The organism is Pantoea sp. C1E2 (assembly GCF_056491465.1).
On record NZ_JBSZHT010000002.1, the window covers coordinates 3,618,321 to 3,633,629 of the forward strand.

General features: G+C 56.8%; 10 protein-coding genes. 2 read left to right on the forward strand and 8 right to left on the reverse strand.

The genetic code is table 11. The features are described from left to right. Positions 1-99: 99 nt before the first annotated feature. Positions 100-1,428 carry an amino-acid N-acetyltransferase gene (gene argA / locus ACXI0A_RS17315; RefSeq protein ID WP_224933420.1) on the forward strand — a complete coding sequence of 443 codons (1,329 nt, stop codon included), beginning with the start codon at positions 100-102 and terminating at the stop codon, positions 1,426-1,428. A 155-nt stretch (positions 1,429-1,583) separates the two neighbouring features. Here the strand turns inward: argA and recD are convergent, their stop codons facing one another. From recD to ACXI0A_RS17355, 8 genes are all read right to left on the reverse strand, one after another. Beyond that, positions 1,584-3,449, reverse strand: a complete 1,866-nt coding sequence (gene recD, locus ACXI0A_RS17320; RefSeq protein ID WP_476147522.1) for an exodeoxyribonuclease V subunit alpha — start codon at positions 3,447-3,449, stop codon at positions 1,584-1,586. Next, positions 3,446-6,991, reverse strand: a complete 3,546-nt coding sequence (gene recB / locus ACXI0A_RS17325; RefSeq protein WP_476147521.1) for an exodeoxyribonuclease V subunit beta — start codon at positions 6,989-6,991, stop codon at positions 3,446-3,448. The genes recD and recB overlap by 4 nt, the downstream gene beginning before the upstream one ends. Further along, on the reverse strand, positions 6,988-9,885 hold the full coding sequence (ptrA, locus tag ACXI0A_RS17330; RefSeq protein WP_476147519.1) for a pitrilysin: 2,898 nt from the start codon (positions 9,883-9,885) through the stop codon (positions 6,988-6,990). Before ptrA ends, recB begins: the two co-directional genes overlap by 4 nt. A gap of 101 nt (positions 9,886-9,986) precedes the next feature. Next, positions 9,987-13,367, reverse strand: a complete 3,381-nt coding sequence (gene recC / locus ACXI0A_RS17335) for an exodeoxyribonuclease V subunit gamma (RefSeq protein WP_476147518.1) — start codon at positions 13,365-13,367, stop codon at positions 9,987-9,989. A 79-nt stretch (positions 13,368-13,446) separates the two neighbouring features. Further along, positions 13,447-13,743 carry a prepilin-type N-terminal cleavage/methylation domain-containing protein gene (locus ACXI0A_RS17340; RefSeq protein WP_476147516.1) on the reverse strand — a complete coding sequence of 99 codons (297 nt, stop codon included), beginning with the start codon at positions 13,741-13,743 and terminating at the stop codon, positions 13,447-13,449. Continuing rightward, on the reverse strand, positions 13,721-14,149 hold the full coding sequence (locus ACXI0A_RS17345; RefSeq protein ID WP_476147515.1) for a DUF2509 family protein: 429 nt from the start codon (positions 14,147-14,149) through the stop codon (positions 13,721-13,723). Before ACXI0A_RS17345 ends, ACXI0A_RS17340 begins: the two co-directional genes overlap by 23 nt. After that, positions 14,146-14,685: a prepilin peptidase-dependent protein gene (locus tag ACXI0A_RS17350; protein ID WP_476147513.1), complete on the reverse strand. Its 540-nt coding sequence runs from the start codon at positions 14,683-14,685 to the stop codon at positions 14,146-14,148. Before ACXI0A_RS17350 ends, ACXI0A_RS17345 begins: the two co-directional genes overlap by 4 nt. Then, complete coding sequence (locus ACXI0A_RS17355) at positions 14,676-15,146, reverse strand: prepilin-type N-terminal cleavage/methylation domain-containing protein (RefSeq protein ID WP_476147512.1); 471 nt, start codon at positions 15,144-15,146, stop codon at positions 14,676-14,678. Before ACXI0A_RS17355 ends, ACXI0A_RS17350 begins: the two co-directional genes overlap by 10 nt. On the opposite strand from ACXI0A_RS17355, the gene ACXI0A_RS17360 reads away from it, so the two are divergent. Further along, positions 15,145-15,273 carry a hypothetical protein gene (locus ACXI0A_RS17360; protein ID WP_476147510.1) on the forward strand — a complete coding sequence of 43 codons (129 nt, stop codon included), beginning with the start codon at positions 15,145-15,147 and terminating at the stop codon, positions 15,271-15,273. The genes ACXI0A_RS17355 and ACXI0A_RS17360 overlap by 2 nt on opposite strands. Positions 15,274-15,309: the final 36 nt, after the last annotated feature.

Consider the following 15,309-nt stretch of genomic DNA (forward strand, 5'->3'; position numbering starts at 1 on the left):
GGAAAATCGTAAAGTAACGTCAGGCCCGGCGCTTGCAATAGCGGCCAAAAGAGCATAAAAATACACAAATTACGAATAAACATTCACAGAGGGTTTGCCGTGAAGGAACGTAGTACTGAACTGGTTCAGGGTTTTCGCCATACCGTTCCCTATATAAATGCCCACCGTGACAAGACCTTTGTCATCATGCTGGGCGGTGAAGCCATCGAGCATGAGAACTTCTCCAGCATCGTTAATGACATCGGATTGTTGCATAGTCTTGGCATTCGCCTGGTGGTTGTTTACGGCGCCCGTCCGCAGATCGATGCCAGCATGGCCCAGCAACAGCTGGAACCGATTTACCATAAACATACGCGCGTTACCGATGCCCAATCACTGGAACTGGTGAAGCAGGCCGCCGGACGTTTGCAGCTGGATATCACCGCACGTCTGTCGATGAGCCTGAATAACACCCCTCTGCAGGGCGCGCACATCAACGTAGTGAGCGGTAACTTTATTATTGCCCAACCGCTGGGCGTCGATGATGGTGTGGACTACTGCCACAGCGGCCGTATTCGTCGCATAGATGAAGAAGCGATCCATCGTCAGCTGGATAATGATGCCATTGTGCTGCTCGGCCCGGTCGCGGTGTCGGTGACCGGTGAAAGTTTTAACCTGACGTCAGAAGAAGTGGCCACGCAGTTGGCGATCAAGCTGAAAGCCGAGAAAATGATTGGCTTCTGCTCCGAACAGGGTGTCACCAACCGCGAAGGCACCATTATCTCTGAGCTGTTCCCCAACGAAGCGCAGACGCGTATCGATGAGATGGAAAACGACGGCGATTTCCTGTCGGGCACGGTGCGTTTCCTGCGTGGTGCGGTGAAAGCCTGCCGCAGCGGCGTGCGTCGTAGCCACCTGATCAGCTATCAGGAAGATGGCGCACTGATTCAGGAGCTGTTCTCACGCGACGGTATTGGTACGCAGATTGTGATGGAGTCCGCTGAGCAGATTCGTCGCGCCACCATCAACGATATTGGCGGCATTCTCGAACTGATTCGCCCGCTGGAGCAGCAAGGCATTCTGGTGCGTCGTTCACGTGAGCAGCTGGAAATGGAGATCGACAAATTCACCATTATTCAGCGTGATAGCCTGACCATCGCCTGTGCAGCCCTCTATCCTTTCCCGGATGAGCAGATTGGTGAGATGGCTTGCGTGGCAGTACATCCCGATTATCGCAGTTCCTCGCGCGGTGAACTGCTGCTAGAGCGTGTGGCACTGCAGGCTCGCCAGATGGGGCTGAAGAAGCTGTTCGTACTGACCACCCGCAGCATTCACTGGTTCCAGGAACGTGGCTTTACGCCGGTGGATATTGAGTCACTGCCGGAGAGTAAGAAGCAGATGTATAACTATCAGCGCCGTTCTAAAGTGCTGATGGCGGATTTGCGCTAACGGCGGTGAATGCGGCAGAAGAGCAGCGAATGTCAGGCCGCGCTAAATGGCCTGGAATTGCCCAACGTATTTGACTGATAACGTTGTTAGGATGCGCATCCATGCGCATCCAATAAAACATCTGCATTGACCTGAGGTCGGTTTCTTTACCGACCTCAACTCTCGCTCAGAATGACTTCCCCGCCCAACCGATCCAGCAATCCACTGCGGCGCTGCGTGCGTAATTGCACCGCACGGCGAAAAACGCCTTCATCGCTGTACAGGGTTAATTGTTTTCGCGCTCGCGTAATGGCGGTGTAAATCAGTTCGCGGGTAAGCACCGGTAAAAACTGTGCCGGCATTACCAGCGCCGTATGATCGAACTCCGATCCCTGCGATTTATGCACCGTCATCGCCCATGCCGTATCATGTGCCGGTAGCCGACTCGGCTGTACGGCTTTGATGCTGCCATCTGGCAACGGGAAGAAAACTTTCAGCAGCCCTTCGTCATCAAACAAGGTAATGCCGATATCGCCGTTAAACAGCCCGAGCGCGCTGTCATTGCGTGTCACCATCACCGGGCGGCCCTGATACCAGCGGCTGCCGCCCTGCGGACGACGAATCAGCTGCATCTGAATCAGTTTTTGCTCAATACGCTGATTTAATCCCTGCACGCCAAACGGCCCTTCGCGCAGAGCGCACAGCAACTGATAACGCCCAAATGCGTGAAGGATATCTGCGGGCTGCGCACGCTGGTTCACCAGCCGCAGAAACGGACGATAGCCCTCCGCGATCTCACTCAGCATCGCCTGATATGCCTCGCCATCATTGAGTGACTGGCGAGAAATATCACTAAAGCCCGCGTTAAATGCCGCTTCGACTGCCTTTGGCTCGCCTGCATTGACCGCAGCCGCCAGCTTGCCGATGCCCGAGTTTGCATCGAAGCGGTAACTCTTGCGCAGTAAGCAAATGGCATCGCGCACGGCAGGCGCGCTGGCATCATCATGGCCTTCAACATGGCAACCGGTTAATGCACTCAACTGTGCTGCACGCGCGACGCTGTATCCCGCTTCCGCACAGCGGCAAATATCACCCAGTACCGCACCGGCTTCTACTGAGGCCAGCTGATCGCGGTCACCAAGGAAAATCACGCGCGCCTGGGGTGGCAGTGCGGCGATCAGGTTGGCCATCATGCCGAGATCGACCATTGAGGCTTCATCCACCACCAGCACATCCAGGTGCAGTAAGTTACCGGCGTGATAGCGCAGGCGCTGGGTTTCTGGCTGTGCACCGAGCAAACGGTGCAGCGTGGTGGCCTCCGCCGGGAAACGCTGGCGTTCAATGTCGCTGACCGGCAGTTTTTGTAGCGCCTTGCCGAGCGATTCGGTTAAACGCGCCGCCGCTTTGCCGGTCGGGGCTGCCAGCTGAATGCGCAGCGTGCCATGACTCAGGCGAATCAATGCCGCCAATAGTTTTGCCACGGTGGTGGTTTTCCCGGTGCCTGGACCGCCGGAAATGACTGCTGTTTTCTGCGTTAGCGACACCGCCGCCGCGATTTTTTGCCAGTCATCGGGTTCAGTACCAAACAGGTTATCCAGCACTTCGCGCACTGTTTCACTGGCAAACTGCTGAGTTGCAGACTGCGCCTGAAAGAAATGTGCCACCTGCCCTTCATTGTGCCAGAGACGATGCAGATAAAGACGCCCATCGCTAAGAACTATCGGTGCAACCTTCTCGCTGCTGTTGCTGTTAATCAGAGCAGGCCAGCCAGCCATCACCTGCATCCAGTCCTGCGGTTCACCCGCCGCCAGCCAGATAGCCTGCGCCAGTTCAGGATAGCGGCCATTGAATAACCCTTCACGGCTCAGCTGTGACAGCGGTAAACAGACGTGCCCTTCACCCGCTTCCGCGCTGAGAAAAGCAGCTGCAAGGAGGCGCGCCGGCTGTGTGTCATCCGCCAGCAACAGGGCGAACTGAACATCCAGTGAGCGCAGCAAACGCAGCTCAACCGCCTGTTGTAGTAGCGCTGTAATGCCACTCATGCCGAGGCTCCCTGCCCGCGAAACAGGCTATCCAGTTGTGAAACAAATTCGAGAGTTGGCCGTGTGTGGAACACGCCGTTGGCCGGTGAAGTGCCATCCATGCCACGCAGGAACAGATAAAACACGCCACCGAAGTGCTGCTCGTAATCATAATCTGTCAGGCGATGTTGCAGATAGCGATGCAACGCCAGCGTGTAGAGCTGATATTGCAGATCATAGCGGTGGTCGATCATCGCCTGTTTCATCGCCGCTGGCGTATAAGCCTCATGGTTGTCGCCCAGCCAGTTGGATTTGTAATCCAGCAGGTAATATTTGCCCTGCCAGCGGAACACCAAATCGATAAAGCCTTTTAGCATGCCCTGCACCTGACGGAAATCGAGCGGCGGCGCATCGGACGATAAAGCATCCTGACGGATCAGCGCATCCAGATCATTGGCGGTCAGTAAGCCGTCAATCGGCAAATAGAAGCCCATCTCCACCAGTCGATCGCTGGCCTGAACCTTACCCAGCTGTATCCCCTGATCGTTGAGCGGCGTGCTCACCACACGCGCAATCCAATCCGTCAGCATCGGCTGCCAGTGCAATGGATAGCCATTCTGCTGCAGATGTTGCTCCAGCAATGCCGCAGTGGGGGGCTGAGGGAAATCGAGAGATTCGAACAGTTCATGCAGAAAAGTTCCCGGCGCGGCACCGCGCGGGAAATGGTGCGGCGTGAGTGCGGCTTCAGCGAACTCTTCCTGCTGTTCTTCGCCCGCAGCTTCCAGGTCAAAACTCGGCATCACATCCAGCAGCCGCTGGCTGCCGTGTTGCTGCAAACCGGAGTAGCTGGTGACACGCCAGGGCTCGACCAGCGTGCGGCTCACGGTGCGGGCAGCCAGCGCGTCATGAGGCGCATCAGGCGCCTGCCAGCGTTCGGCATCCAGATCCTGTACGCGCATCACTTCGGTACCCGCAACAGTGACCTGATTGAGCAAAGCCGCCAGCTGTTCCGCTGTCGCCGGTTCCCCGCGCTGCAGAAGATGGCCCAGCGCGCTTTTATGCAGATCGCTCTCGCCCTCTTTTTTGCGCGTGCCGCGAAACAGCGGTGCCACACCTACGCTGCAGTGATAGACCGAACGAGTGAGCGCCACGTACAGCAGGCGTAAATCTTCGGCTAAACGCTCCTGCTCGGCCATCGCCAGACTCGCGTCATCGGCCTGCAGATCCAGCACCGCCTCAAAGTTGTCACGATCGTGATACAGCGCCGTATCCGCCTCACGGAATCCGGCGGCAAACGGCAGCCACACCAGTGGATATTGCAGCCCTTTGGACTTGTGGATGGTGACGATTTGCACCAAATGGCGATCGCTTTCCAGACGCAACTGCTGGCTTGACGACTGGCTATCCGGGCTGGCAATCTGCTGCGCCAGATAGCGCACCAGCGCGTGCGGGCTGTCGAGCTGCGCCGCCGCTTCCTGCATCAGTTCACCCAGATGCAGCAAATCGGTCAGGCGGCGTTCCCCATTTTCTGAGGCGAGCAGGTTTTCCGCCAGTTGGCGTTCCTGAATCAGCTGGCGCAGCATCGGTAATACACCTCGCTGCTGCCACAACAATTGCCAGCGGGCAAAGGTGTCTACCAGCTCATCCCAGCCACGTGCATCCTGATCCAGAGCATCCAGCTGTGCTGCATCAAAGGCAAACAGCGAGGTAGCCAGTGCCGTACGCAGCATGCGCTCCTGCTCAGGTGCCAGTATCGCTTGCAATAACCACAGCAACTCGCGCGCTTCTGGCGTGGTGTAGACGCTGTCGCGGTTCGATAAATAAACCGAGGGAATGCCAAGCTGGTTAAGTGCTTCACGGATCAGATTGGCTTCGTTACGGCTACGCACCAGCACCGTGATATCCGATGCCTGTACCGGGCGTTGTGCTGTCGCTTTGCCCAGCAGCGCACGCTGTTGCTGACCCGCCTGTAACCAGTGGCTGATATCAGCCGCACACTGTCGCGCTAACGCCTGCTGATAATCGCCGACGCTGCACCCGTCGCCCGGCAGCAGCCAGAAACGTAATGCCGCCTGCTCCTGCTGATCGAGGGTGAGAGACAACGTCTGATTCGGCTCAGCGAAGTGCACCGGCAAGAAAGGGATGGCATCAAAGACAAAAGGTGCATCAAGCCGACTAAACAGCTGATTGACACTCTCCACCATCGCTGGCGAAGAGCGCCAGTTGGTATCGAGGGTGTAATGCGCACTCACTTCATTGCGCGCGCGGATATAGGTAAAAATGTCAGCGCCACGAAAGGCGTAGATCGCCTGCTTGGGATCGCCAATCAACAGCAATGCATGGTCAGGCTGATTGCCGTAGAGCGTGCGGAAAATTCGGTATTGCTGCGGATCGGTATCCTGGAACTCATCGATTAACGCCACCGGGAAACGCTGACGAATTGCCTGCGCCAGCATTTCCCCAGCAGGTTGCTGCAGGGCATCGTCCAGTCGGCTCAGGAGATCATCAAAACCCAGCAGCGCCTGCTGGCGTTTCTCTTTACGCACGGCAGCACGAACGTCCACCAGCGCGCGTGCAATCACCAAATCGCGCAGTGAAATTGGCTGAGCCAGGAACGAGTCAATGGCCGCAAATAAAGCATGGTGCGGAGGATTCCCTTTTTTGGTTTTCTCCTCCAGCACCTGTTGACCAAAACGCGCCAGCTCTGCGGGAACCTGATAATCCTGAGTTTCACTCTGTGCCCAAAGACTGACCTTATTCACCCACACCGGGAGGTTTTTACTGCTGTAACTACGTTTGTCCACGTCGGACTGACCTACCAGCGTCAGCACCTCTTCACCCACTGCGCACCATTCGGCTTTGATCGCGTTGATACGCGCCAGGTTTTCGTTGTGGCGCGTCGTCAGTGTTTCGTCGTCAGCGGGCGGCAAACGCAGGTTGGGGGATTCACCCTGCAGCCACGGCCGCAGGGTGGCCAGCAACTGCTCTGGTCCACTCCACTCGCTGACAATCACGCGGGCGATGTCCAGCGAGAGGGGATAACAGTGACGACGCCAAAAATCAGCGGTCGCCTGACGCAGCAACTGATGTTCATCTTCAATCAGTTGCTGTTCAAATAGCATGCCTGATTCAAAGGCGTTGAGATTGAGCATGCGCTGACAGAAGCCGTGGATGGTAAAGATCGCCGCTTCATCCATCTGCCGCTCTGCCGCCAGCAGCAGCGATGCCGCCTCACCAGGATGCGGCATCTCCTGTAGCAATTGCTTTAGCATGGGATTGCGGCTGGTGCCTCGAATGCAGGCCAGCCGCAGCTCATGAATATTGGCGCGGATACGTCCGCGCAGCTCTGCGGTGGCTGCCTCGGTAAAGGTCACCACCAGAATTTCTTCGACTGAAAGTGGCCGGGTATAAGCATGTTGCCCGCCCAGCCCCAATAACAGCCGCAGATAAAGCAGACCAATGGTGAAGGTTTTGCCGGTTCCGGCAGACGCCTCAATCAGCCGCTCTCCACGCAACGGCAACGTGAGCGGATTGAGCGGCTCTGGCGGCTGGATCAGACTCATTGCGCGTCGCTCTTAACCGACAGGGATTGCTGTAGCTTCTCCACCTGATCCCAGGTCGTGAAGCCAGGCAGAGGCGCGTAATCATCTTTGGTGGCGCCATCGTGGCTGCCGCCAATCTGGGAAATCATCGCCATCCCCTGCTGTTCCAGCACCGCTTTATGGAAGAAATCGGCCAGGCCCTGCGGCGTGAGTTTCTGAATCTGCTCGATGGCCTTTTCGCGGGTATCGAATGCAAAATTCTGTCGGTTGAAGTCACGGCTATAGCGATTCGCTTCTTCATCCAGGGTTTGCGGGCGCTGTTTTAAATCGTTGATCAGCGCCTGCTGATACTGGGCAAAATCTTCCGGCTTCATGTCACGCAGGCGTTGCTCAGCCTGCGGATAAAACGCCTCAAAGCGCTGCATCAGATACGCCGGCTGCTTGCTGTTACTTTGCAGCAGGAAACCAATTCCCCACTGGCGGCCAATCGGCATCTGATACGAGAACACCGCATAGCCCAGCTGTTCCTGGGTGCGCAGTTGGTTATAAAACCAGGGTTGGACAATCTGGCTCAACATGGTGCTGTTGGCCATGCTTTGATACTCGTCGTAACCCAGTGGCACGTACAGCGCTGCCAGTGCAGAATCGGTGCTGCTTCCTGCGGTTTGCAGGTTAGCCTTCATGGCTTTATCGATTACCACGTAATCGCTGTGCCAGTAACTGTGACCATCGCTGTGCAACTGCTGCTGCAAATCTGTGCTCAGCTGTTTTACGCGATCGGCTGAGAGGTTGCCCACCACCATCATTTCCGGCGTGGCGTTGCGCAATAGCGCATCACGGTAATCCGTCACGTCTTTCAGCGTCAGGTCTTTCACCAACTTACGACGTGTTTCACGCTGGGTGTATGGCAGTTGCGATAACATCTGCATCGGCTGAATAGCCTGCTCAAAAGCTTTGCCCTTCTCGGCCGCTTCCAGTCGATCCAGATACCAGGATTTTGCCTGTTCCAGTTGCTGTGCATCCGGTTGGAAGCTGGCGTAGCCCTCAACCAGTTTTTTCAGCAGTTCCGGCAGACGCTGGGTAAAACCACTGGCGCTGAACACGATGCCGTCATCTTCACCGGTGGAGAAACTGATGCCGCCCACTGATGCTTGCGAGTTCAACTCATCCAGCGCCACGCTGGAGAGATAATCATTCAGACCAAATAGCACCTGCTGACGCGCATCATTGATGGCGGCTTTATTACGCAGCGCCAGGGTGATGGCGGCTTTAGGTTCGCTGGCGTAGAACTGGCTCGGCATCCAGTAAATACGCATGCTGTCGCCACCGGTCAGCTCCACCGGATGCGTATAGGTTTTACTATCGCCAGGGATGATGGAGAAATCGGAAGGGATATACGGATTCAGCGTCGGCATTGACAGCTGAATCTGTGTGCCACGCTGCTGCCAGTCACTGAACTGCGCATCACTGATCTTATCAACCTGGTAAGGCGCATTCACAAAGTAGGCTTCTTTGTTGTGCGGCTCATTCGGGCTGATGTACCAGATGCGGGCATTTTGCGGCGTCATCTCATCCAGACGAGATTTTATCGCCGCGGGATCGAAGTTATCCGCGAGGTACGGTGCATCCAGCGTGTGATCCACCGGCACGCGCAGCATGGTATCCACTAACCATTCAATGTAATCCATGTCGCGGGTGATCGACGGATAGCGGAAATCCAGCGCCAGCACATGCGAAACCTCATCGAAATAGCCCTTATCAATGCCTTTATTACGCAGCATATCGAGATAGCTAAAGATCGCCGCCACCACTTCATCACGCTGAGCCAAACCTTTGTCAGTTAGCGAGACCGTGATGGCAAACACGCCGCTGTTGCGGTCCGTCATTGGGTCAGCACCCGCATTCACGCCGTCGGCCAGTCCCTGTTTTTGCAGCCAGTCGTTAAGGGTGTTTTTACTGCGGTTGCCCAGGATGTAGCTGATTAACGTGTCGGTTTTGCTGCGGAACTGGTCGCTGTTGTTGGCGATGCGAAATTCAACTTTAAGCTGTTTACGCGGCTGGGCGGGCACATAGTGAATGATGATGCCTTTTTGTGCATCGGTCACCACCGGCACTTCGATTTTCGGCACCATGGCCTGATGGTTAGCCACTCGTCCAAAAGTCTGGACCGCAATGTCGGCCATTTCCGGCAGCGATTTGTTGCTGTAAATCACCGCTTTCATCAGATTGGCAGAATAGTGGCTGTGATAAAAATCGGTCAGCGCCTGATGCAGATTGCTGTCGGGCTTATCGCGCAGCGTATCGAGGTTGCCGCCCGAGTAGCGGGAAGCCGGATGCGCGGGATTCAGGGTCTCAGCCCCGACCTGCGCCATACGCAGCCCGTCACGCGAACGCGCCATAGTCAGTTCTGCATTGACCGCATGACGTTCACGATCGGCATTGACCGGATCGAGTAAAGGTTCAGCAATGGCATCGGCCAGGCGATCCACCGCCGGTTGCAGCGCATCATTCTCCACTTCCAGATAGAAAGCGGTACGATAAGACGCGGTGCTGGCATTGTGACTGCCACCGTGTTTTTTCAGAAACTCGGCCAGGTTATCCGGCTGCGGATAACGTTTTGAGCCCATCAACACCATATGTTCGGTGTAGTGTGCCAGCCCAAGCTGTTGATTGGGATCGTCCAGTGAGCCAATGGGCAACGTCAGTGCGGCCAGTGATTTCGGTGCTTCCTTATCAGACACCAGCAACACCGTCATACCGTTGTTAAGCGTGATGGCCTGATAACTGCGCGGATCGTGATCGCTTTTTCGAATCGTTTCATTAATGGGCTGCCAGCCGCGATCGCTATCGGCAAAGGCATTCAGCGCCAGCATGCTCAGCAGCAGCGCTCCCATCCAGCGTGCGTAAATCCGCATTTAAACCCCTTTCTTTACCCTTTACCGCTGGCTGTGTGCCCAGCGGCGCAAAAACTTTTTATGTTTTTGGGAACATCCGCAAAGGCGGCGTTACCCGATGGCTATTCATCATCTTGATGCGCGAGGCGCACCGGTAAATACCACTGGCGAGCGGCGGCAATAATTAACTCTACCGCCTCATCATCCAGCGTACGACTCAGGCGTTGCAGATAAGGATCGCTGCCTTCGCCCTCCACTTGAAAACCACCCTGCCAGGCTTGCAGCAATTTGTTAAATGCCTTTTTCTGCGTGGCTTCATCGTCCAGCAGCTGGCGGGATTTGCGATCAAAACTGGCATCCAGCCAGGCGCCACCCGATTTGTTCAGCAACATCAACGGTTCCGCCATCCCAACCTGATAAGCCGTCACGTATTCGCTTAACAGTGTCAACGCGAGCTCGGCGTCGATGGCTTTAAAACGCCAGTGGCTCTGTTTGCGCCCATACATACGGCTTTCCCCCTTGCCGCCCCGCGCGCAATACACCAGATGCTCCAGCCACAATAGCAGGCCATCGTTCATATTCAGCACGCCCGGACGCCAGCGTAATAACCCATCAGCTTGTACCTGGGGCAACCAGCCGGTCAACTGCACCCCGTTAAGCGGCAGATTGATCTCCAAGCTCTCTGCGGACTGGCGCTGTCCACTCACTTCCGCGGCCACTTCCTGCATCTCTTCGGTCTGGCTCTGCCAGAAAAGTTCCCCAAAAGCACCATAGGGCAGATTGCCTGCAGCACGATGACGCGCATAAAGCTGTACGGGATCCTCACCGTTCACCAGGGTATTCAGTAGCTGCGCATTGATTTGATAACGTTCCAGACTATCCGGGGCAAAGGGCTCGCTGTCCGGCAGTTCGCTCTCTTCCATCCAGAAAGCAACGCCCAGCCGCTGCTGGAACCAGGCACGTACCGGATGGCGCCAGAAGCGCAGCAGTTGCTCAAGCGAGAGCGTTTCCAGCGGCAGGTGCGGCAACCGTTGCACAAAGTCTGGCTGTGCCACACCACTGGCGGTAGCAGCAGGCAACCACTCCGCCGCAAAGCTCTGGCCATATGCGTCAGGGCGGAAATTTTCTGCCGCAAACGGCATGCGGCTGTGCAGCTTCTGTAAATGCTCACGTACGCGCTGCTCGCTGACATCGGGTTCGCACACTTCGTCGCCCGGCAGGCAAAAACTCTGACCAAGATAATCCACCAATTCCGTCACCAGCACCGAGGGATAACGCTCGGTGTTGTCCTGGATCGCGCGGCCGATATAGCTGATATAGAGTTGATGCTGTGCCGAAATCAGTGCTTCAAGGAACAGATAGCGGTCATCATCACGGCGGCTGCGGTCGCCTTTGCGCGCCTGCTGCTGCATCAGGTCAAAGCCGAGCGGTGCCAGCGTACGTGGATAGACGCCATCGTTCATCCCCAGCAAACAGACCACTTTGAACGGAATCGAACGCATGGGCATCAGGGTGCAGAAGTTTATCGGCCCGGCGAGGAAACGCTGACTGATACGCTGCTGATCGAGGCGCGAGCGTAGCTCATCACGCAGTAAGGTAACGGGAATCGGCTGTTGATAATCCGCCTGCATACCCTGCTCAATAATCTGTTTCCACTGCGTTTCAACCAGCAGTAACGCCGCGTCACTTTCGGCATCGCCCTTGAAGAAGCTGTCGATCAGCTCGCGGCACAGCGGCAGCCAATCCGGCAGCGTACGCTCGCCGGCCAGGCGGGTACGCCATGCTTCGAGACGAGAGAGTAATTCGGCCAGATGACCGGCCAGTTCGGCAATTAATCCGCTGGATTCGTCGTAGGGCAGAATGCCCTGCCAGTCACCATTGCGGCTTTCCAGCGCATAGCCCAATAGCATGCGCTGCAGGCCGAAGCGCCAGGTGTGTTGGCCGGTAGCGGGCAGCGCCAATGCTTCGACGCTGGCATCATCCAGCCCCCAGCGAATGCCGGATTCCATCACCCAGCGGCGCAGCAGGCGAAGACCGCTTTCATCCACCGAGAAGCGCTGCGCCAGAGCAGGCACTTCCAGCAGTGCCAGCACCTCCTCGGAAGCAAAGCGGCTCTCTGGCAATGCCAGCAAGCTCAACAGAGCCAGAATCGCCGGATGGGCCTGACTGGCGCGGCGATCCGAGATGGCAAACGGCAGATAACGATCCGCAGGCGCACTGGCGAACGCCGCCTGAATGAAAGGCGCATAGCTGTCGATATCCGCCACCATCACGATAATGTCGCGCGGCTTCAGGTCGGGATCGGCCTCCATCAGCGCCAGCAGATGATCCTGTAACACTTCCACTTCACGCTGAGCGCTATGACACACCTGCAGCGTGATCGTACGGTCGTGGGGATCGAGCTGACGCTTCTTGCTGCTGTTGCCCAGTTCATCGGCGTGCAAACCGATCACTGCGTTGTCATCAAGGTTGAGCAAATCGGCTTGCAGGCTGTGCAGCAAGGTGTCCTGCGGCATTTCAACAAAAGCATCAATGTCGTTGGCGGCGGATTCCATCTGACTGAGCAGAAACAGGTTATCGCGCCCAAGTTTGCCCCAGGAGGCCAATAATGGATTGGTGAGTTGCTGCTCGCCGAGTTCGTTGAACAGTGCCGGGGCCGCTTCAGGATCGCGAAACAACGGCTGTGTCTCTTCAGACTGAATGCGGCGACGCTTGCGGCTCTGCAATTTGGCGAGGAAAGCGTAATCCTGGATATCGCCCCAATAGTGGCGGCAGGGATTGGTAAACAGCAGATGAATATCGATGTGACGACCGAGCGCTTCCAGCGCCTGCAAATACACGGGCGGCAGCGCGGAGATACCACAAATAAACACGCGCTGTGGCAATCCCGCCGGTGGCGTTTCGGCCTGCTCCAGCGCATGGATAAAGCGCGCATAGAGGTTGGCGCGGTGCCACATCGGCTGGCCCAATTGCTCGGTGAACGCGACCAGATCGCGCCACAGCGGCGCCTGCCACTGCTGAGCATCGCTCAGGCCGTCAATGAGTTCTCCGCGCTCCCAGCTGTTGAGCCAGTCAGAACGATACACCAGATACTGGTCAAACAGGTCGGCAACACGTGCACTGAGCTGATACAGCTTACGCTTGTCATCGTCATCATTGAGGTAGTGACGCAATGGCTGGAACGCATCCTGCTCCAGCAAAGTGGGCAAGCGATGCATCAATTTCCAGCTCATGCTGGCTTTAGTGAAAGCGCTCTCCTCTGGAATACCGGGCAGCACTTTGACAAACATGTTCCAGATAAAGGTCGCAGGCAGTGGAAAGTCGATATTTGCTGCGATACCAAAACTGTTTGCCAGTTCCATCTGTAGCCACTGCGCCATGCCGGGGCTCTGCACCAGCACCTGTTCGGCCGCGAGCGCATCGTTGAGCGGCTGGTTTTCAATCAGAATGCCTGCCAGATTTTTCAACAGATCGAGCTGATTGGAGTGGTAAACCCGGAACATAAATCTCCTTGAGAGGGAAAACAGCGCAGCCTGGTCACTCTACCCTGTATCGTTAACGATGCCTATCACCGAGGTCACCTTAGTGACAATTGAGCTGGGCCAGACTGGCGCTGCGCTGTTGCGAGCCCGTCACCGTGACGCGCTCCAGCGTGCACCCTATGCCTACATTCTGTTGCTGGCGCTCAATCTGCCAACCCGCCACCTCGCGTCCGAGCAACGCTTGTCCTGCAACCTGCCACGCCTGACGCTGCTGCCACTGTTGACTAAATCCCAGGGCCAGCGCCCGATGATATTGCAACAGCGTGCTGATGGTCATCGCCAGCAGCAGCATCGCCACCAGCGTTTCTGCCAGGCTAAAACCCTGTTGATTCCTCATGCGGCTGGCAGTGCTCCGGTTTTGCCAGCGGACAGTAGTCAATCCAGCCGTGCGCCTCGGGTTGCAGCCGCTGGCTACGTGGTGAGACCCATTGCCAGAGGCGGAGATCACTCTTTTCATCCTGACCCGATAACAGCGCATCGCCCTCCTCCATCTGCAGTAAGCAGCTTAACCACTGGTGCGCGGGCATTGGCTGACATTGCCAGCCGGACGCGGCCGGCCAACTCTGCATCAGCCCCCATTGCAGCGCAGCCTGTGCCTGCGCAAAATCCTTATGATGCTGCTGCGTATCGGCCACCAGCACCATGCCCTGTGATAACTGCGTGCGCGTGGCATGCAGCGTCAGGCTGCCGAGCAGCAGTAGCATCAACACCATGCCTAGTGTGCTGTTGCCGTGCTGGCTCATAAGTTGCGTCCTTCAATCCAATGCTCAACCTGCAGACTTTGTGCACCCGCTCGCCCTGTCAAATGAAGCATTAACCGGGTGCCCTGCCGCACGACGCTAAAATTCTCGATGGTGAGGAAAGCGGGATCGGTAAGGCGTTCCCAACCGTTGCCATTGCAGTTATCCACCGCGCGCTGCATTTCCAGCTGCCCGCTGCGCAACCGATAACCGTAAAAGTCGCTGTCACTGCTGCCCACGCCTTCCCAGCGCCCATTGCTGTTTTCATCCCAGCGCAGCAGCACACAACTGCCACTCGTAGCCAGAGTCAGCGCGGGGCCAGTACATTTCCCACGACAGTACCCCGCGCGCTGTAACGCCTTTTGCAGCGTATGGGAAAGCTGCTGTAGCTCCTGTTGCAACTGCACGCGCTGCTGCAGGCGCAGGTTTTGCTCCAGCAGCAGCGGCAAAAATCGCCCCACGCTGACCATTAATATCGCCCCCACCGCCAGCGCAATCAGCATTTCCAGCAGGCTAAAACCCGCCTCCGCTACTCGCACCCTTTGTCTCCCGTCTGGCAGGCGCGAATACGTGCTCGCGCAGAGATAATCACTCGCCATCGACCGGCCGCGCTTTCAATCTCAATGCTGCCAGGGCGCGCCACGTCACGCCGTCCAAAGAAACCCGGCTCGCCGATGATGGCACTGAAGCGCACCCCGGCATGCGGCGGTGCTAACCACCAACGTGAAGGCAGTTCACAGCCCTCCGCCGGCTTGACGCCCACTCCCAGGCAGCCGCGTTCGCCGGGAATCAGCCACAGATTGAGATCGCTGTTATGCCAGTTCGCATGGGCGCGCAGCCTTAAAAGAAACCCCTGCAGCTGCTGCACGCTATCGCGCAGTTGTTGATGCTGCTGCCAGCGCTGCCAACTGTGCAGGGCGCCGAGGCTGAGTATGCCGGCGATTACCATCACCAATAGCAGCTCCGGCAAGGTGAAACCGAGGTTTGCGTGTTTGTTCATGGCAGCCAATGTGCGCTTCAAGGGAACAGGCAACAAGGCATCAAGCGGCGGGATGGAAAGCGTCGCGCAGGGTATTTTTGCGCGCTACAGCCCGATACAGATTTTTGCGAAGCGGATTCAGAAATAACGGGGATAAAAAAGAGATTTAAAAAAGCCCCGCACA